The sequence below is a fragment of the Bulleidia extructa W1219 genome (assembly GCF_000177375.1).
Classification (GTDB): domain Bacteria; phylum Bacillota_I; class Bacilli_A; order Erysipelotrichales; family Erysipelotrichaceae; genus Bulleidia; species Bulleidia extructa.
Map to the genome: position 1 here is coordinate 35,446 of NZ_ADFR01000016.1, position 18,410 is coordinate 53,855.

At 36.4% G+C, this 18,410-nt stretch carries 17 protein-coding genes and 1 tRNA gene; 2 read left to right on the forward strand and 16 right to left on the reverse strand.

The window, feature by feature from the left end; translation table 11 throughout:
* From lon to HMPREF9013_RS06260, 6 genes are all read right to left on the reverse strand, one after another.
* On the reverse strand, positions 1-2,310 hold the full coding sequence (lon, locus tag HMPREF9013_RS06235; RefSeq protein WP_006627537.1) for an endopeptidase La: 2,310 nt from the start codon (positions 2,308-2,310) through the stop codon (positions 1-3).
* A 50-nt stretch (positions 2,311-2,360) separates the two neighbouring features.
* On the reverse strand, positions 2,361-3,698 hold the full coding sequence (tig, locus tag HMPREF9013_RS06240) for a trigger factor (protein ID WP_006627538.1): 1,338 nt from the start codon (positions 3,696-3,698) through the stop codon (positions 2,361-2,363).
* A gap of 115 nt (positions 3,699-3,813) precedes the next feature.
* Complete coding sequence (locus HMPREF9013_RS06245; protein ID WP_006627539.1) at positions 3,814-4,503, reverse strand: DUF3196 family protein; 690 nt, start codon at positions 4,501-4,503, stop codon at positions 3,814-3,816.
* A 47-nt stretch (positions 4,504-4,550) separates the two neighbouring features.
* A tRNA-Arg gene (locus HMPREF9013_RS06250) sits at positions 4,551-4,625 on the reverse strand.
* 235 nt (positions 4,626-4,860) lie between these two features.
* Positions 4,861-5,277, reverse strand: a complete 417-nt coding sequence (locus tag HMPREF9013_RS06255; RefSeq protein ID WP_006627540.1) for a hypothetical protein — start codon at positions 5,275-5,277, stop codon at positions 4,861-4,863.
* Between the two features lie 55 nt (positions 5,278-5,332).
* Positions 5,333-5,800, reverse strand: coding sequence for a metallophosphoesterase family protein (locus HMPREF9013_RS06260; protein WP_006627541.1), 468 nt, complete (start codon positions 5,798-5,800; stop codon positions 5,333-5,335).
* 57 nt (positions 5,801-5,857) lie between these two features.
* Between HMPREF9013_RS06260 and HMPREF9013_RS06265 the strand changes: the two genes are divergently transcribed.
* The gene (locus HMPREF9013_RS06265; RefSeq protein ID WP_006627542.1) at positions 5,858-6,085 is read left to right on the forward strand and encodes a hypothetical protein; all 228 of its coding nucleotides are present in this window, start codon (positions 5,858-5,860) and stop codon (positions 6,083-6,085) included.
* 185 nt (positions 6,086-6,270) lie between these two features.
* Here HMPREF9013_RS06265 and uvrC read toward each other — a convergent pair whose 3' ends face one another.
* The 3 genes from uvrC to HMPREF9013_RS06280 are packed head-to-tail and all read right to left on the reverse strand — an operon-like array spanning position 6,271 to position 10,945.
* Positions 6,271-8,046 (reverse strand): excinuclease ABC subunit UvrC, encoded by a 1,776-nt coding sequence (gene uvrC, locus HMPREF9013_RS06270; protein ID WP_006627543.1) that lies wholly within the window; start codon positions 8,044-8,046, stop codon positions 6,271-6,273.
* Positions 8,043-10,349, reverse strand: a complete 2,307-nt coding sequence (locus HMPREF9013_RS06275; RefSeq protein WP_006627544.1) for an endonuclease MutS2 — start codon at positions 10,347-10,349, stop codon at positions 8,043-8,045. Before HMPREF9013_RS06275 ends, uvrC begins: the two co-directional genes overlap by 4 nt.
* The gene (locus HMPREF9013_RS06280) at positions 10,346-10,945 is read right to left on the reverse strand and encodes a CvpA family protein (RefSeq protein ID WP_006627545.1); all 600 of its coding nucleotides are present in this window, start codon (positions 10,943-10,945) and stop codon (positions 10,346-10,348) included. Before HMPREF9013_RS06280 ends, HMPREF9013_RS06275 begins: the two co-directional genes overlap by 4 nt.
* A gap of 42 nt (positions 10,946-10,987) precedes the next feature.
* Between HMPREF9013_RS06280 and rnhC the strand changes: the two genes are divergently transcribed.
* Positions 10,988-11,854 carry a ribonuclease HIII gene (gene rnhC / locus HMPREF9013_RS06285; RefSeq protein WP_040333730.1) on the forward strand — a complete coding sequence of 289 codons (867 nt, stop codon included), beginning with the start codon at positions 10,988-10,990 and terminating at the stop codon, positions 11,852-11,854.
* A gap of 3 nt (positions 11,855-11,857) precedes the next feature.
* Here rnhC and HMPREF9013_RS06290 read toward each other — a convergent pair whose 3' ends face one another.
* The 7 genes from HMPREF9013_RS06290 to HMPREF9013_RS06320 all read right to left on the reverse strand — a co-directional run bounded on the left by HMPREF9013_RS06290 (position 11,858) and on the right by HMPREF9013_RS06320 (position 18,400).
* On the reverse strand, positions 11,858-12,331 hold the full coding sequence (locus HMPREF9013_RS06290) for a deoxycytidylate deaminase (RefSeq protein WP_006627547.1): 474 nt from the start codon (positions 12,329-12,331) through the stop codon (positions 11,858-11,860).
* A 2-nt stretch (positions 12,332-12,333) separates the two neighbouring features.
* Complete coding sequence (locus HMPREF9013_RS06295; protein ID WP_006627548.1) at positions 12,334-13,245, reverse strand: RluA family pseudouridine synthase; 912 nt, start codon at positions 13,243-13,245, stop codon at positions 12,334-12,336.
* Complete coding sequence (gene lspA, locus HMPREF9013_RS06300) at positions 13,220-13,669, reverse strand: signal peptidase II (protein WP_006627549.1); 450 nt, start codon at positions 13,667-13,669, stop codon at positions 13,220-13,222. The genes HMPREF9013_RS06295 and lspA overlap by 26 nt, the downstream gene beginning before the upstream one ends.
* A complete protein-coding gene (locus HMPREF9013_RS06305; RefSeq protein WP_156780654.1) occupies positions 13,651-14,151 on the reverse strand; it encodes a hypothetical protein in 501 nt (166 codons plus the stop codon). The genes lspA and HMPREF9013_RS06305 overlap by 19 nt, the downstream gene beginning before the upstream one ends.
* Positions 14,152-14,274: 123 nt before the next feature.
* Complete coding sequence (locus HMPREF9013_RS06310) at positions 14,275-15,870, reverse strand: hypothetical protein (RefSeq protein WP_006627551.1); 1,596 nt, start codon at positions 15,868-15,870, stop codon at positions 14,275-14,277.
* Positions 15,863-16,579: an ABC transporter ATP-binding protein gene (locus HMPREF9013_RS06315; RefSeq protein ID WP_006627552.1), complete on the reverse strand. Its 717-nt coding sequence runs from the start codon at positions 16,577-16,579 to the stop codon at positions 15,863-15,865. The genes HMPREF9013_RS06310 and HMPREF9013_RS06315 overlap by 8 nt, the downstream gene beginning before the upstream one ends.
* Positions 16,580-16,705: 126 nt before the next feature.
* Positions 16,706-18,400, reverse strand: a complete 1,695-nt coding sequence (locus tag HMPREF9013_RS06320; protein WP_006627553.1) for a phospho-sugar mutase — start codon at positions 18,398-18,400, stop codon at positions 16,706-16,708.
* Positions 18,401-18,410 lie beyond the last annotated feature (10 nt).

Genomic DNA, 18,410 nt, shown 5'->3' on the forward strand with positions numbered 1-18,410 from the left:
TTACACCAACGTTTCTTTCAAGACATCATTCACCCGTTTCACAGGAATAAATGTAATCTCTTTTTTCACCAATTCAGGAACTTCTTCTAAATCGCGTACATTTTTTTCCGGAATCAAGATGGTATGAATGCCCACACGATGAGCCGCTAAAGATTTTTCTCTTAAACCGCCAATTGGTAAGACATGACCACGTAGGGTCACTTCTCCCGTCATAGCGATATCTTTACGAACCGGTCGATTGGTAATAGCGGAAACTAACGCTGTTGTTAATGTCACTCCAGCACTTGGGCCATCTTTCGGCACAGCCCCTTCTGGCACATGAATATGAATATCATGTTGTTCAAAAAACTTTGGATCAATTTTGAAATCGTTAGCATGGGCTTTGACATAATCTAAAGCAATATGTGCTGATTCCTTCATAACGTCCCCTAATTGACCTGTGATAACAAGACCACCCTTACCAACAAAGAAATTCACTTCGATTTGTAAGACATCTCCGCCAAATTGAGTATAAGCCAGTCCCGTCACAACTCCAACCTCATTCTTTTTTTCTTTAGAGCCGTAATCAAATAGCGGTTTACCCAACCAAGTTTCAATTTTCGTTTTTGTCATCGTTAAGGATTTTTTATCTTCATTCAAGATTTCTAAAACCGTTTTACGACATAGACTACCGATCAAACGTTCTAATTGACGTACTCCCGCTTCCCTAGTGTAATGACGAATCAAATACAGAATCTCTTGTTTCTTCAATTTAAATTGAGAAGATTTTAGACCATTTGTTTTTATTTGCAAAGGAATTAAATGTTGACAAGCAATCTCAACTTTATCCACCTCTGTATAAGAAGGTAATTCAATAATTTCCAAACGATCTCTTAATGGAGCCGGTATGTTTTCTAAATAGTTAGCTGTCGCAATAAACATAACTTTCGATAAATCATAAGCTTCTTCCAAATAATGATCGGAGAATTGAGCATTTTGTTCAGGGTCTAAAACTTCCAATAAAGCATCACTTGGATCCCCTTTATAATCAGCTCCCAATTTATCAATTTCATCAATTAAAAATAATGGATTGATCACTTCCGCTTTACGCATACCTTGAATGATACGGCCAGGTAAAGCCCCTAAATACGTACGGCGATGACCACGAATCTCGGCTTCATCTTTCACACCGCCTACAGACATTTTCACAAATTTACGATGCATGGCATCTGCAATACTCTTAGCTAAAGAAGTCTTTCCAACTCCAGGAGGACCAACCAAACAAAGAATCGGTGCTTTTAAGGAATTGGTCATTTTCTTAACGGCCAAATACTCCATCACTCGATCTTTGACCTTTTCCAAGCCATAATGACGTTCGTCCAAGGAATGACGCACAACTTTCAAATCTTCCAAATCAGTGGTCTCTTGCCACCAAGGAACATTTAAAAGCCATTCAATGTAATTTCGTGAAACAGACGTTTCCCCACTTCCTGCCGGCATCATTTCATAACGACGTAACTCTTCCAAAGCCTTCTTCTTAACCGAGGCGGGATAAGGATGTTTATCAATCATATCTCTAAAATTATCCGAGTCATCTTCTGAATTGGGGATATCTCCTAATTCTTCACGAATGGCCTTTAATTTTTCACGAAGGTAGAATTCCCGTTGATTTTCATCAATGCGACTTTTCACCTTTTCATTGACCATCTGTTCCACTTCTCCATATTCTAAAGCTTTATTGACTTCTTCTAATAAGTAGTATAAACGATCATTGATATGACTTAATTCTAATAAATGCTGGCGACTTTCCGAATTAAATAAGAAGAACTGCCCACATAAATCCGTGAATTCATCTGCCGCAATTCCAGAATTCACCTGTTCAATAGCGGAAACAGGAAATAAGTCACTTAATTGAGGTAGCTTTCCAATGGTATCCATCAGTTTATGCACAAGGATCTCTTCTTCATCGTCCCCACTAGCCGATAAAGGTTGCATATGTATCGTAGCCATTTGATAACCATCAACCATTTCTATTTTTGTAAAAGAAGCTCTATCTAAACCGGAAAAACTAACTCTCAAAAAATTTTCTTTATGACGAATGGACGTTATCTTAGCTAAAGTTCCCATCGTGTACACTTCTTCTACACTTGGATGATCCACCATCATATCTTTTTGACAAACCAGAAAAACCAATCCATCGTATTTTTCACTAGCTATTTCCACAGCTTTTATAGATGCCTCGCGACCCACTTCAATATCAACTTTATTATGAGGGAACAAAACGATGCCACGGGTAAATACCGCCGGGACTTGAATCAAAGATTTTTTCATAAAACCTCCTTATTCTTAGAAAAATAAGGCGCTCAGTTGCACCTTATTCTTCATTTCTTTTCTTCGCTTTTCTTAGTTGTTTTCGGTTTGGAGCTTGTCTTCTTTACCTTAGGAGCAACTTTTTTAGCGTTATCTTTCACAAAATCGTAAGCTTTCTTATTCACAACATCTTTGCTTAACATATTCTTCGAAATCATCGATTTTACTCGATCTATCTCCATGTTGTATTGGCTAGCAATGTCTGAATATTCTTTTTCGATTTCTTCCTCATTCGCCGTCAGATTTTCAGCTTTCGCAACAGCTTCTAGTGCTAAACGCAAAGTCACCGTTTTAACAGCATTATCATGGTAGCCTTTCTTCAAGGTTTCTTGCGTTTGACCTATCATCTTTAAGTAAGCATCTAAAGACATACCATACTGTTGGATTTGTTGAGCCAATTGGTTCACTTGATTTTGAACTTCTTCTTCTACCATAACGTCTGGTAATTGTACCTCTGTATTGGCCACTAAAGCATCCATCAAGGCACTTTCCGCCGTTTCATTCGCCGTTTTCTTTTTCGAATTTAACAAACGATCTTCGATCATCTTATTCAATTGTTCCACATTTTCCACTCCAGGAGCATTAATGTCTTGTGCAAAATCATCATTCACTTCTGGTAGCTTCTTCACCTTTACTTCATTAACTTTCACCTTAAAGGTAACAGGAGCACCTGCCAAATCGACCGCATGGTAATCTTTTGGAAAACTTAATTCTATCTCTTTTTCCTCACCAGCTTTAGTACCAATTAACTGTTCCTCAAAACCCGGGATAAAAGAACCGGATCCTAGGACTAAATCATAGCCATCTGCTTTACCACCTTCAAAAGGAATTCCATCCTTAAATCCTTCGTAATCAATATTAACAGTATTACCTTTAACAGCTTTGCCCTTCTTGATTTCCATCTCAGCGTATTGCTCACGCATACGATCCAATTCGGATTTGATTTCCTTTTCAGAGACGCTCACTTCTTCTAAAGGATATTCTAAGCCTTTATATTCTTTTACATTCGCTTCCGGTTGAACAGCAAACGTATACACCACTTCAGCTTTATCAGCTTCGATTGTTTTAATATCTAACTTTGGTTGACTGATCGGGGTTAATTGAGTTTCTTCTAAAGCTTCTCTCAGCCATGTATTCGCATTATCTTGAACAGCTTCTAAATAACGTTCATTTTCTGAAATTCTCTTTTCCAGCATTGCCTTTGGAGCTTGCCCCTTACGAAAGCCAGGTAAAGTAATATTACTCACTAACTTATTAAAAGCTTTCTTAACAGCCTTTTTCCAAGTTTCCCCTTCGATAACAACGCTCAAATCTCCGGTGGATTTTTCTTTTAATGTCCAGTTTGCCATAATTTCTCCTTATTTCATTTTTGCTAGTTTAGTATAACAAATTTTTACACTCTTGAGTAGATTTAGCACTCTTACATGAAATCTGCTAATAGATTATTAAAAACCGAAGCATCTGTCAAGACATTCGACTCTTTTTTTCTTCTTTAGAAATAATTTCCTGATAAAGATTGCCATCATCCATATAGGAGGAGATTTTTTCTAATATAGATAACGCTAAAAATCTCCCTTCTGGTGCATCGTAATGCAATGGTAAAAACACATAACAATCATGAATCAATTGGTGCATACAAAGTTCTAAAAAATCAGGATGGTTATTCTCTAACCAAACTTTTAAATAGCGTTTTGCTTCTAAAAATCCGTCACTAGAAGAAACCGGAATAATCTCCTCAGGCCAAAAAACATATTCTACGCCATCCTTTCGATAATGAAATTCCTCACGAATTCCTTGCTCTGCCAATCCTTCTATCAAAAGTGAAGCAGCCTCTACATTGGGTTCCTTCTCTAAATAATCTTGCAATTCCGGTACGACGTCACGAAGATTTCGTCTTAATAATTGACTGACTGCTTGTATTTGAAAATCAGCTTTTTTTTGCAGCATCGTCAGTAAACAATCCAAACTAACTTCCCCTTTTTCCCGACGAAGGTACCCTTCTACTTCTTTTTTCAATACCATCAACTTTTGTTCAAAACCTTCAGGGATATAAGGCATGCTTAACTCTTTTTTTAATAAAAATTGAGCTTCTTCGTAGTTTTCTTCTGACATTGCTCGTTGAATCTGATCTAAAATTTCATCATAATAACTCATCTTTCCTCCAAAAAAGAAACCGTCGAAGTCCATCGACGGTTGATATACGTCCTCGAAGAGATTCGAACTCTTGACCGCACGCTTAGAAGGCGTGAGCTCTATTCCAGCTGAGCTACGAGGACAGCGTAGTTATTATACTAGAAGAAAAGATTTTTTTCAACAACTATTTTTAACCCCGTTAAATTTAAATTTAATCCCAGTATGAAGATATTTGCCCTTGCTTTTCGCCATTGTTTTGCTTTGTCTTGTTTGTTCCAATCTACTGTATCTATTTTCTTTTTTGATTTTGCTCTTCATTCTATAGGATTTACCCCATCGAATCTGTGACTTACCAGTACATTTTACTCTTCCGATAATTCATCGCAATGTCTCTTCAAGTTGTTTTGTGTCCAGTCGATACCAAATCTGATTGATACGCATAAGATTATCCCAAAGTTGAACATATAACTTGCTTTCATCACGGAATATAATCTTTATGGTACGCTCTGCAACTTTCATTTTAACCATTCGTCCATCATTCATATCATCATCATGTACAGCACGATTTAAAATATCTGTTAACCGCTTTATCCTTGCTTCATTGTCAATCTCTTGAATGATATTTCCCGTCTTATCTAAAATTTGGACGGACTGGATTTTGTTCGATTTTATAATGTATTTTTTCACACTCTTAACACTCTGCATTTTATTTTCACCGATACCGACAAACACTAAAATGACTATCAATACTCCGACAAGCACTATACCGATTCGCTTTGACTTACTGTTTATCATCTTTTTTCCCCACAACACATGTTAAGTTTTTATTTAACGACTATTTTCAAAAAGTTTACTTAAAGCGACGAATCTCTTTTCGAATGACTTTACCTTGATCTAAAACAAGATAAGCATAACTTGCTGGTGACATATCTCGATTTCCATGTGGTCTACTACTTCCTGGATTGACACAATTCACTCCCTTATGAATATGAATCAAAGGAATATGAGTATGTCCATAACAGACTAATGTACAACCTAAACGTCCAGCTTCTTCAGGTAAAGTTTTCTCTAGCGGAAAAGCTTTCTGATCTCCATGGCATATCATTACCTTAACACCCTCAATTTCCACAATCCTTTGTTTCGGAAGGTCTAAAAGCCAATCGTTATTTCCTTTGACCTGAATAAATCCGGGTGTTTCCTCTAATTTTAGCTGAGTATCTCCACAATGGATGTAAATAGCATCAGGATACATGTTTTGAACCGAAAGACAATGTTGGACTTCACCATGATTGTCGCTTACTACAATGACTTCTTGCATAAGTACCAATTCCTTTTCATTAATGATACTATAAATTTAACAGAAGGAGGCTTCTTCATGGAAAAAACAATTTTATTCATCGCCTATAGTGTCGTTCTAATAACATTATTGTTTCTATTCGCCCAGCTTTTTTCTCGTTTGATTCAATTTGTGAAAAGTGTTATGAAACTCCAACCCACATTTGATCATCTTCAAATGCTTCAAAATAGACTTCAAACCTTTCAAGAAGAACGAGAAAAAAAGAAAAAAGAACAATCAGAAAAAAGAAAACCTTCTTTAAAATAGGACTCCCTCTTCTATTAGCCATTCGAACTCGATATAAGAAAGAAGATGACTTGCATGGTTTAAAAGCCTATCAGTGTTATAAAAAAGAAAATCATCACAAAGGACGACTCACTAGTTTTTTTAAACTATAAAAGGATGAATCATGTATCAACCTCCAATCATTAGACTTTCAGGGGGCCGCCTCATCACTCATCCTCTTTTTTATGTAAGCTTTTGTATAAAAGATGTGCCGGTTCAGCAGGAATAATCCTGGCAATTTCTTCTTCACTGGCATTTTTTAAATGGCTGAAATTCCCAAAAGCTTTCCATAATAATTTCTTGCGTTTTAAACCAATTCCTGCAATTTCATCTAAAACAGATTTCGTTTGAGCCTTTGAGCGAAGTTGACGGTGGTATGAAATCGCTACCCGATGCACTTCATCCTGCATACGAGTCAAAAGAAAGAATAAGGCAGAATCTTTCGACACTTCTAATTCTCTTCCTTCACCATCCATCAAAGCTCTTGTGTTATGATGAGCGTCTTTCACCAGTCCCATGACTACGATTCTATCCAATAAGCCCAACTGTCCTAAGATTTCTTTAGCAGCTTCAATTTGAAGCCAACCACCATCCACTAAAATACCATCCGGAAATCGGCTTCCTTCTTTTAATAAACGAAAATAACGGCGATATAAGACTTCTTTCATGGAATCCACATCGGAATTTTGCGTATGTAATTTAAATTTTCGATACGATTTACGATCCTCTTGGCCATCTTCATAAACCACACAAGAAGCAACCGTGAAAGAGCCAGATGTATGAGAGTTATCAAATAATTCAATTCGATTCATGTCTTTACCGGCTAATTTTGACAAATCCTTGACAGCTTCTTGACGCATCGATTCTTGCCGATTCACAGACTTGAACTTAAGATCCAGTTGTTGTTGAGCATTATGAAGACACATGTCTATCAAGCGAACCTTATAACCTCTTTGGGGTTGAAATATCGGAATATCCAATACTTCTTTTAAAGCTTGAATATCCATTTCTTTGCTTAAAACCAATTCTCGAGCAGCGGGATGATCTTGGTAATATTGAATCAAAAAGGATTCAAAAGCTTCTTGAGCATCACCATATAAAGGTCTTAAACGAAATTCTTTATTTAAAATAATTCCTTGGCGAACCAAAAATCCGGCAATCGCAATATACCCTCGATCCACTACATACGCAAAGGCGTCTCGATCTCCTCGATTGTCTTTTTCGATGTTTTGTTGATGACGAACAATGGCGTGAATAGATTCTAACATGACTTTGTATTCTTGTGCCTGCTCATACAATCTATTTTCAGCTGCCACCATCATTTTTGTATATAAATTTTCTTCTACCTCTTTACTATCCCCTTTTAAAAATCGTTGTACTCCTTCACACATATCGTCATAAACCTTAGGATTAATTTCAAATTCACATGGTCCCAAACATTGTCCTAAATGATAATACAAACATAGTTTTTTAGGCATCGTCGTACACCGTCTAAAAGGATATAAACTTTGCAGAATTTTACACGTATTTTTAGCTGCCGTCACATCTGGAAAAGGTCCAAAATAACGAGCTTTTTTATCTTTTTTCGTATCACGAGCTATTAATAAACGAGGGTATTTTTCTTTTGTCAATTTAATATAAGGATAACTGGAATCATCAATGAATTGTATATTATATTTCGGACGATATTTCTTGATTAAATTAATTTCCAAAATCAACGCTTCTTTTTCACTGGCCGTTACAATAAAGTCAAAATCATCAATATTAGAAACTAATTTCGTTGTTTTAAAATCATGAGTTCCCACAAAATACTGATTCACCCGATTGTGCAAATCTTTTGCCTTACCCACATAAATGATTTCGCCATACTTATTTTTCATTTGATAAGATCCCGGTTCGTGAGGAAGTTCAGCTAATTTAGCTTCAATATATTCCCGATTCATTTAAGAATCACCACCGTTGCTCCACTACCGCCTTCATTAGGCATTGCCAACCGAAAAGAATCCACCATCTTCATTTTAGATAAATGCTGATGAACCGCTTGCCGCAACTTTCCTGAGCCATCCCCATGAATCACCCGAACTTGATGAAGGTGTCCCATTTTTACCCTATCTAAGAAATCATCCAAACGATGTAACCCCTCCTCCACCGTTAGACCAATAAGATTCACTTCACTGGGGATTGCCGTTTGAAATAAATGTGCCGTTTGAACAAAGACTCTCTCTTGACTCTTTTTAGGAATTTGTTTTAAAGAATGACGCAATTGATTCTCTTTGACTTGATATTCACGACCATTTAACTCAACCGTAATCCGCTTCTTTTCTATCTTCATGATCTGTCCAACTTGTTTGGAAGATAACAGTTCCACGGCATCTCCCACTTCAAAAGGTCGCTTTGAAATATCTTCAAATAGTTCATGGTGGATTGGTATGTCCATCTTCTTCTTAATGGACAAGGCTTCGTGATACTTCAAATCTTTTTCTTTTAATTGATGAAGAATTTTCCTGGCTTTTTCTTCATATTGATGTGCAACCTGATGAAGCACCTTATCTTTTTCTTCTTCAAAGCGCCTCTTTTCTGCTTGTAAAGCATTTTCCTTAAGATGAAGTTCTTTATAACGAGAAAGGAAAAGTTCTTTTTCTGCTTCCAATTTTTCTTTTTCTTTTTCTAAAGAGATCCTTTGTTGATCCAACGTTTCCATCAAACGATCTCCTTCACTCTTGGCTTGTTCTTTCAAAGATTTTGCATAATGAACAATGGATTTCGGAAGACCATAGCGCTGTGCTACCGCAAAGGCATTGCTGGTGCCGGTTAATCCTTGACGATATTGATAGGTCGGTAATAATGTTTCCATATCAAAAAGAACAGAAGCTACTAAAATATCCGGATGTCTTTTTCCATAGGATTTTAAACGATCATAGTGAGTTGTCGCAAAAGTCATACATCCCACTTGTCTTAAATGATTCAAAATAGCAATCGCAATGGCTTCTCCTTCTTTTGGATCAGTTCCATTTCCGATTTCATCCAATAGAACAAGAGAATTTTTTTGAACATGTTCAACGATATAGGCTTGTTTTGACATATGAGATGAAAACGATGAAAGCGATGAAATAACTGATTGGTCATCTCCAATATCCACATACACTTCATCGACCATAGGAAGGATTGCCTTTTCCGCTAAAACACCAATTCCACAAACGGATAATAAAATCGATAAGCCAATCACTTTTAACGAAACCGTTTTACCACCTGTATTTGGACCCGTTATCAGGATCATGTGGTGAGGTTCTTTTAATGTATAGGTATTTGCCACCACTTTTTTTGAATCAATCAAAGGATGACGTACTTTTTTTAAATAAAGTTCTTGTTTTTCATTCAAGCAAGGTACGCAAGCATCATGTTGAATTGACCAATCAGCTTTTGCGAAAATTTGATCTAAGATTTGTAAAGTAGAACAATTGGCTAAGCCTTGATGCGCTATGCCTTGAACTAAGTCAGAGCCCATCCTTAAAATACGGCCAACCTCTTCTTCTTGGGCTTCGTATAAAGCTAACCGTTGATTATTTAAAGAAACCAAAACAGCTGGTTCCACATAGGAAGCTAAGCCAGAAGAGGAATCCCCATAAACATAGCCACCAAAACTATTTTTATATCCCGATTTAACCAAAATTAAAGTTCGATTCGCTCGCATAGTAATGACTCCATCAACCACCTTATCAGAGTGCTTTGCTATAAACTCTTGTGCTGTACTGGCAATGGCCTGCTCATTTCGACGTATGGAAGAACGAATATTTCTTAACTCAACACTGGCAGAATCCAACACCTCTCCTTGCGAATCCACCATATTCTTTAATTGTTTTTCAACAGCTTCTTCTTTGACTAAACTTTCATATAAATCTTTCAATTCTATTGATTTAGTTTCCGCTTTTTGGAAATAACAGTAAATGGAAGTCACTAAACCAAGAAATTGGATAACATCATATAATTGCGAACCATGAAGAAGGCTTCCCTTGGAAGCCTGTTGAAAAGTAGAAACCATTTCTTTACGAAAGAAGAAAACAAGTGGACCCTTTTCTTGAATATATCGCATTGCCTCTTTCAAATAGCTGATATTTCTTTTCCAAGATAAAGGTGAAAAATCAGGTTCACTATTTTGAATACTTTGAGCACTTGAAGGATAGTTGGTTTGCATGGATACTTCTTTTAATATTTCCGGTAATTCTAAACTACAGTAACTTCCCTTCATTTTTTCCTCATTTCTCTAAACTTCTTTTGATACGTATTCCAATCAATCTTCAAGTCATCAAACCATTTCTTTTCCATCGTAGCCCGATACACTATTTCACTGGTGGATTGAATTGGTTTTAAAATCGTTTGGCGACTGATGTCTTTTCCGTTTTTAAATAAACCCGACTGTAGCACAAATAATAGAACAAAACAAACTCCCACACCTTCTACAATTCCAAACAACAGTCCTAATAACGATGAAAAAACATGATATACAGGAATTTCATGTATCTTTTTGAAAACATAATAAACGACTCCTGAAATAATTTTTAATAAAAGTAAAGCTATGACAAACCATAACACTTGATCCATATAGATATCAATTTTTAAAATTCTCAGATACAATTGGATTTCCTTTGGAAAGAAAGGATGAATTGGAAATAGCTTTGATAATCCGGGTGATAAAAGGTAAGCCAACACATAAACAACCACAAAGCTAATGAGACTGTAAATCGTTGCCAGGAAACCATTTTTATATCCAAAAAACATATTTCCCAATAGAATCATTACAACCATGACGTTGATCCATAGAACCCATTCTTGACTGATAATCATTGCAATACCTCCCCTTCTCTATTTTAATGGTATAATTCAAACATGAAAAATTCAATCACACTGATGTTAAATTCCGAACAAGCCGATCGCTTATACCATACTTTTCAAGATAAAGAAACCAAAAAACCGCCTTATGCCCATTGGCAGTTGAAACTTGAAAATTGTGTTATCACCTATTATCAATCCGGTAAATGTTTATTTCAAGGAAACGAAGCCGAAGTATACGCCTCTGCTTTTATCGAAAGGCCAAATCAGCCTTCCTACAAGTTATATCCACAAGCCGGAAGCGATGAGGTTGGAACAGGGGATTATTTTGGTCCTGTGGTTGTTTGTGCAAGCTATGTTTGTGAAAATCAATTAGATTTACTAAGAAGTTACGGAATCACCGACTCAAAAGCCATGAGTGATAAAGACATTCAAAAAGCCGCAAAAAGCCTACAAAATCAATTCACTCATGTTATTTTTTCCCTAAGCCCTAAAGCGTACAATGATCTTCACCGTCGTTACAATATGAACGCAACTAAGGCTTTACTACATAACCAAGCTTACTTAGCTCTTTCCAAACGCGTGGATTTGCCGGAAATCTGCATGGTTGATCAATTTACAGCAGAGAAAAATTATTTTTCATATCTTGCTTATGAACCGGAAATCTTTCATCGTTTGCAATTTGAAACCAAAGCCGAGAGCCGCTATGCTAGTGTTGCCTTAGCTTCTGTCTTTGCCAGAAATCGTTTTTTAGAAGAATGGTCTTATATGGAAGAAAAATATAATTTCCATTTTCAAAAAGGAGCCGGTGCACTTGTGGATCGTTGTGCAAAAGAATTTGTCAAACAATTTGGTTATGATTCGTTAGAACAAGTTGCGAAAATTCATTTTAAAAATACCGATAAGTTAAAAGAAGGAGAATAGCCATTACTCTCCTTCTTTTATTTCTACCTGTAAAGACATGGAATAGGGTAGTTTGATTAACTCTACTCCGGCAGATTCCAGCATTCTTTTAGAAGCAATATTCATTTCTGTTCCATTGTATTTATCGCTTTCATAAACAACTCGTCGAATGCCCGATTGAATAATCGCCTTCGCGCATTCATTACATGGAAACAAAGAAACATAAATCGTACAATCTTTCACTGGCCATTTAGAATTTAAAATCGCATTTAATTCTGCATGCACCACATAGGGATATTTCGTTTCTAAAACATTTCCCTCTCTTGACCAAGGATAGTCGCTATCTTCACAACCTCTTGGTAATCCATTGTAACCCACTGAAACCACACGATGATTTTCATCCACAATGGCCGCTCCTACTTGAGTGTTTGGATCTTTGGAACGCAATGCTGATAAATGAGCTAAACCCATAAAATAAGAATCCCAAGGTAAAATCATTTTTATCTCCTTTGTTTATCTAAATAATCTAAAACATCTGTGAAATACGTCGGTAAAGGAGCAATAAATTCCATTTCCTTCCCTGTTATCGGATGCTTAAATTTTAATGTATGAGCATGAAGAACTTGACCTTTGGTCTCATAAAATGAACAAGCACTACCATATTTTTCATCTCCTAAAACAGGATGTTGAATATATTTCATATGCACACGAATCTGATGCGTTCTTCCCGTTTCCAACAAACATGATAAATAAGTATATTGACCAAATCGCTTTAAAACATGGAAATGTGTTTTAGCTGGACGGGAATTTTCCGCTACAACAGCCATTCGTTGACGATCCTTCGGATCACGGCCGATAGGTGCATCAATCAAGCCATCTTCATGTTGAATATTCCCATGAACGATCAAACGATATTCACGATAAGCCTCTTTGGTTTCAATTTGTTTCGATAGAGCAATGTGGGCAACATCATTTTTGGCAATCACCAAACAACCACTGGTATCCTTGTCGATACGATGCACGATTCCCGGGCGAATTTTACCATTGATCCCACTCAAATCTTGACAATGAAATAATAAAGCATTAACTAAAGTGCCATCTTGATGACCGAGTGAGGGATGAACAACCATTCCCTTTTCTTTATTGACGACAATAACATCTTCATCTTCATACAAAACATTTAAAGGAATGTCTTGAGGAATGACCTCAATTTCTTCTAAATCAGGAACTGCAAATTCAATGATATCCTCCAAGTTTACTTTATAAGAACTCTTCACTGCTTTTCCATTGACCAAAACTTGCTGTTCTTTAATTAAGTCTTGTAAGAAGCTACGAGATAACTCACAATGATCACTGACATACTTATCTAAGCGAAGACCAGATTTCTCAACGACTAATCGTCTTTTTTCCACGTTGTTCCTCCTTCCACTCTGCATAAAGCCATAAAATAACTCCTATGGTTAAGGCACAATCCGCTATATTGAAAATAGGAAAATCATAGCCAAATATAAAAGTGTCCACAAAATCACGAACATAGCCTAAAAACAATCGATCCAGCAAATTACCAATCGCTCCGGCCAACATAAATTCAACAGCTATTTTTCTAGCACCGATCGGTTTCTTTTGAATCAAGTAATACCCCATGAAAACAATCGCTACCCCTGCTACCAAACTCAAAAAAGCCACTTGTCCATTTAAAAAAGACCAAGCCATCCCAAAGTTTTTCACAAAATTCAAATAAAGAAAACCGGGAATTAAAGGAATTGAATGGGTTATCAAAGAAGCGAAATGCTTAGAAATTAAGTCAATAGCGACGATTAAAATGACAAGCCACATAGCACCTCTCCTTTCTCATCTATTTGTTCAAAAAGAGCTTTTTCCTCCCACTCATAAGGTTCTTTTTCATTCGTTAAAAGATGATAGTTTTCCTCAAATTCTTTTTCACTCATCGAAAAATCCGGTAATTTCAAAGCGAAAGAGGAATCCAACGATCCACTACGAATGGCTATCACTCTTTTCAAACCATCAATAAACACAAAATGATAGAAAAAAAGGTTCTTTTTATCGTAATTAAAATCTTTTAAATAGACCGGAATATCGGAACATTCCAAAACATCTTCTATTTGCACTAAAAATAAAGGAACCTTTCTTTCTACTAAAAAATGGATCTTAGAAACTCGATTTCGAATCGCTTTTATTTCTTCCGGATACCATTTTTCATCCTGAATCATAAAATACCAATGATTGTCCTTTTCTTCTACCCAAATTCCCTCTGAAGTCGCTATATCCAACACTTGATTGATTTCATACATACTCATGGTTCAAGTTTAGCAGTATTTTCCGAAAGAAAAAAGAGATATTTGATTCAGAATATCATGGTTTGTTCATGTAAATAGAAAAGCACCCTCATCAAGAGTGCTTGAATAGATCCATCAGCTGTACTATCCCAATTTACGAATCTTCTTAGGACCATATACCCATAGGATAACCTCCAACACCAAAGCCATTATAGCAACGATCACAGCCAAGCATAGCATTAAAGTCACCTTATTTGAAATGGAATCCTCCATACTTTTCATAAAGGATACAAATAAAATGATGGAACCAAGATAAGGTACAACACCACCAAGAACGGATCCAATTCCTCCTTTCTTGATAGCTAATTCTGGTGAATCATAGATCATCTTCGGTAGTAATAAATTCATCAATAATGCAAAACTATTGATTGCCACAACAAGGCTAATCACTAGGATAAAACCGGTAAAAAACAAAGAAGCATCAAACTTAAAATGAATTGAACAAAGAATCAAACAAACCATTGGTCCAATAATAGACATGAAAAGACCCACAAAATGTTTGACCATTAAAAATTTTCTTTCCGAGATTGGCAGACTTCGAATGATCCAGAAACGAGTTCCTTCAATATTGATAGCGCTAGAACTATAAATAGGCATTCCGGAAAAGATGGTTAAAAAATAAATTATGGGTAATAAAATCGTTTCCCCATCAGAAATCAGAAAATTCACTAAAAATTGTGGTGTAAAATAGCAAATCGTTACCCCGGCTAAAATTCCCATAAGTGGCATCATGAAGATATTCAAAGAAGCAGCAAAGTTAGAAAATAATGTTTTAAATTCTCGCTTCACTAAAATGATGACTTGACTACCACCCTTAGCTTTTGTTAGTTTAAAATTCTTTACATGGTAAGTAACGGCTGAACGATGGTGAATACGATCAAATAGTTTTAAGTAAACGGTAACTACAATCCCCAAAGAAATAACAGCCACTAATAACAAATAGAATAATTGCATCGAATCTTTTAACACAGTTCCAAAAGCAAACCAGTTTGCTGGGGTAAAAAACCATTGATTAACTAACCCGGGACCTATTTTTCGAACCGTGGAAATGGATCCGCTGCTTCTTCCGCTCATACCGAAGTTTTGACTAAAATTGATGACAATAATAAAAATAACCAGTGCCACATTTAGGATATTCTTCAATAAATTTTCAAAACGTGTTCCGGCTGTTATCCAACGGAATGCTAAGGCAATCAAAATACCAAGAGAAACAGGAACAGCTGGTAATAATAGCATCCCCAAAAGATAAAAGACAGCAAACTGAAACGATCCGGAGTAATGAACAATACAAACTACAAAAACCGGAATCAACACCACCCAAGAAATGATCCATTGGTTGACCATAGCCGATAAAAACTTAGAAAAAGAAATCCATTTCTTATTAACCGGTAGACTGATCAACAGATCATAATCTTTAAATTCAAAAAACGTTGCTTGAGCTGTCGATAAGGTCGTAAAGAATGAAATGGCCATGACAATCGAAGCTGCCAAAAAAATTAAATAAGGATACACAAAGGCATTAGCCCCTTGAAACAACATAGCCGCATAAAAAGAAGCAATTCCTAATATAAACAAAGCAAGTGGGACAGATCTTAACAATTGAGAACGAATCGTCTTCGCATTTCCTTGTAGCCAATAGTTCATCATTTGAACTTTGAGTAATTGAAAAAATTTATTCATGGACATTCTCCAAAGATAAGAATAACTCTTCTAGGGATTCTCCTGATTCCAATAATTCCTTCGTACTTCCCATCTTAACAATATGGCCACCCGATAAGATAGCTACGTCATCACATAAATTTTGAACTGTTTCTAAGACATGAGAGGAAAAGAAAACAGAAGAGCCTTTAGCCGTTAATTCTTTCATCTTGTTTTTTAATATGAAAGTGGCTTTTGGATCCAAACCGACAAACGGTTCATCTAAAACAAGCAACTTAGGTTCCCGCATGAACGCTGAAATAATCGCAACTTTCTGTTTCATACCATGAGATAAAGACTTGATTTTATCTCCTAAAGCTTCGGAAATTTCAAGATCATTGGCTAAACTTTCAATACGTTTTAAACGAATATTTGGTTCTAAGCCTACCATATCTCCAATGAAATTTAAATATTGATAAGCGGAGATATTATCATATAAATCCGGATTGTCCGGTAAAAAAGCCGTTCTTTCTTTCACCTCAATTGGATATTTTTGAATATCCAAACCATCAATTTCAATCATTCCTGATTCATACTCCAAAATGCCCACGACAGAGCGAATGGTAGTACTCTTACCCGATCCATTATGGCCAATAAAGCCAAAAATATGTCCATCTTCCACTTCTAGTGAAATACCATGAAGAATTTCTTTGTTGGCATAACTTTTATGAAGATTTGTAATTTTTAACATATTCTCATTCTCCTAAATTTTTATTGTTTATATAGATCATTAAACCGCATTTTCCTAAATACTTCAATACCATGATTGATATAACTAAAAAGAAGCAAACGAAGTTAAGTTCACTTCTTAAACGAATTATTGAACCGCTTGAATTTGAGCTAAAATATCTTCTTTAATAGCTCGGTTCACTTCCAACGCTTTTTGTCGAGAATCTTGTTTTGTATAGAAATAGAACTTGATTTTAGGTTCTGTTCCACTAGGACGAATAGCAAACCAAGAATCATTTTTCAAATAGAATCGTAACATATTTTGAGCTGGAATATCTTCATAACCATGCATGTAATCAATCACCTTTTCCACCTCAAAGCCAGCCACTTTATTTGGCTGGTTTGCCCGAATCCAAACCATCATTCTTTGAATTCTTTCTGCTCCGGCCTTCCCATCCAAAACGATATTCGGTTCATCTTCTGCATAAAAACCATAAGTTTCATACAAACCTTGTAATACATCCCAAAGCGTTTTTCCCTGCTTGCGATAATAAGCGGCCGCTTCAGCCACCAACATACCGGCTGAAATACCATCTTTATCTCGAATTTGCTCACTAGCCGCATAACCAACGGATTCCTCATATCCAAATAAATAGGTGTAACCATGCTTATGAAGGTAAGGAACTTTACCGGAAATATTCTTAAATCCCGTTAAAGTCTCAAACATTTCAACTCCATACGCTTTCGCTATTTCTGTTGACATCGTTGAAGTAACGATAGACTTCACCATAGCTCCCTTTTTCGGTAAAGTACCTGCATCCTTATGTCCTTCTAAAATATAATTCACCAGGATATAACCTGTTTGATTTCCATTTAAAGGCACATAATTTCCTTCCCCGTCCCGAATTTCAATCGCAAAACGATCACCATCCGGATCCGTCGCCATTAATAATTCCGCATTTTGAATACGCCCCAATTCTTCAGCCATTTTGAAAGCAGCAGGCGATTCCGGATTCGGATAACCTACCGTTGTGAAATCAGGATCCGGATCTTTCTGTTCAGGAACAATCATCCAATTTGTGAAGCCACGATCTTTCATCATCGTTTGGAAAGGAATTGATCCGGCTCCATTTAAAGGTGTATAGATTAGTGGAATAGATAAGTCTAAATCATCTCCTTGATGTATTGCCAAAGATTCTACCAAATCCAAGTAATCTCGATCCACCTTCTTATCAAGAATGATGATTTTTCCCTCTTCCACTGATTTTTTGAAATCATAAGCTGGAATATCTTTAAAAATATCCACACTTTGAATCTTAGCCAACATGCCATCTGCTACAGTTGAAGACACTTGGCATCCATCACTCCAATAAGCCTTGTAGCCATTGTATTCTTTTGGATTATGAGATGCTGTAATATTGATGCCCGCTACACAGTTTAAATGACGAACGGAATATGCCAACTGAGGCGTCGGTCTTAAATCATCAAAAACGTAGGCTTTGATGCCGTTGGCCGCTAAAATAGCAGCGGTCAATTCTGAAAATTCTTCACTCTTATGACGAGGATCATGAGCAATCACCACACCCTTATCCTTTTCATCCGCAGCCACTTCCAGAATATATTCAGCAATTCCCTGCGTTGCTTTAGCCACCATAAAGTGATTCATTCGATTTGTCCCAGCTCCTAATTTTCCCCTGAGACCGGCTGTACCAAAGGTTAATTCTTGATAAAATCGTTCTTCGATTTCTGAATCATTATCTTGAATAGACTTTAAATCCGCATAAAGTTCATCCTCTTCAGAAACATTTTCCAACCATAACCGATATCTTTCTTGAGCATTCATGTCTAAAACC

Excerpts from the sequence above, each read along its gene's own strand:
- HMPREF9013_RS06320 (WP_006627553.1), bottom strand. The coding sequence starts at position 18,400 with ATGAATGCTCAAGAAAGATATCGGTTATGGTTGGAAAATGTTTCTGAA.
- HMPREF9013_RS06245 (WP_006627539.1), bottom strand. The coding sequence starts at position 4,503 with ATGAGTTATTATGATGAAATTTTAGATCAGATTCAACGAGCAATGTCA.
- uvrC (WP_006627543.1), bottom strand. The coding sequence starts at position 8,046 with ATGAATCGGGAATATATTGAAGCTAAATTAGCTGAACTTCCTCACGAA.
- lspA (WP_006627549.1), bottom strand. The coding sequence starts at position 13,669 with ATGTGGCTTGTCATTTTAATCGTCGCTATTGACTTAATTTCTAAGCAT.
- HMPREF9013_RS06280 (WP_006627545.1), bottom strand. The coding sequence starts at position 10,945 with ATGATTATCAGTCAAGAATGGGTTCTATGGATCAACGTCATGGTTGTA.
- tig (WP_006627538.1), bottom strand. The coding sequence starts at position 3,698 with ATGGCAAACTGGACATTAAAAGAAAAATCCACCGGAGATTTGAGCGTT.
- HMPREF9013_RS06275 (WP_006627544.1), bottom strand. The coding sequence starts at position 10,349 with ATGAAGGGAAGTTACTGTAGTTTAGAATTACCGGAAATATTAAAAGAA.
- HMPREF9013_RS06305 (WP_156780654.1), bottom strand. The coding sequence starts at position 14,151 with ATGAGTATGTATGAAATCAATCAAGTGTTGGATATAGCGACTTCAGAG.
- HMPREF9013_RS06315 (WP_006627552.1), bottom strand. The coding sequence starts at position 16,579 with ATGTTAAAAATTACAAATCTTCATAAAAGTTATGCCAACAAAGAAATT.
- HMPREF9013_RS06290 (WP_006627547.1), bottom strand. The coding sequence starts at position 12,331 with ATGATTTTACCTTGGGATTCTTATTTTATGGGTTTAGCTCATTTATCA.
- rnhC (WP_040333730.1), top strand. The coding sequence starts at position 10,988 with ATGAAAAATTCAATCACACTGATGTTAAATTCCGAACAAGCCGATCGC.
- HMPREF9013_RS06260 (WP_006627541.1), bottom strand. The coding sequence starts at position 5,800 with ATGCAAGAAGTCATTGTAGTAAGCGACAATCATGGTGAAGTCCAACAT.
- HMPREF9013_RS06265 (WP_006627542.1), top strand. The coding sequence starts at position 5,858 with ATGGAAAAAACAATTTTATTCATCGCCTATAGTGTCGTTCTAATAACA.
- HMPREF9013_RS06310 (WP_006627551.1), bottom strand. The coding sequence starts at position 15,870 with ATGAATAAATTTTTTCAATTACTCAAAGTTCAAATGATGAACTATTGG.
- lon (WP_006627537.1), bottom strand. The coding sequence starts at position 2,310 with ATGAAAAAATCTTTGATTCAAGTCCCGGCGGTATTTACCCGTGGCATC.
- HMPREF9013_RS06255 (WP_006627540.1), bottom strand. The coding sequence starts at position 5,277 with ATGATAAACAGTAAGTCAAAGCGAATCGGTATAGTGCTTGTCGGAGTA.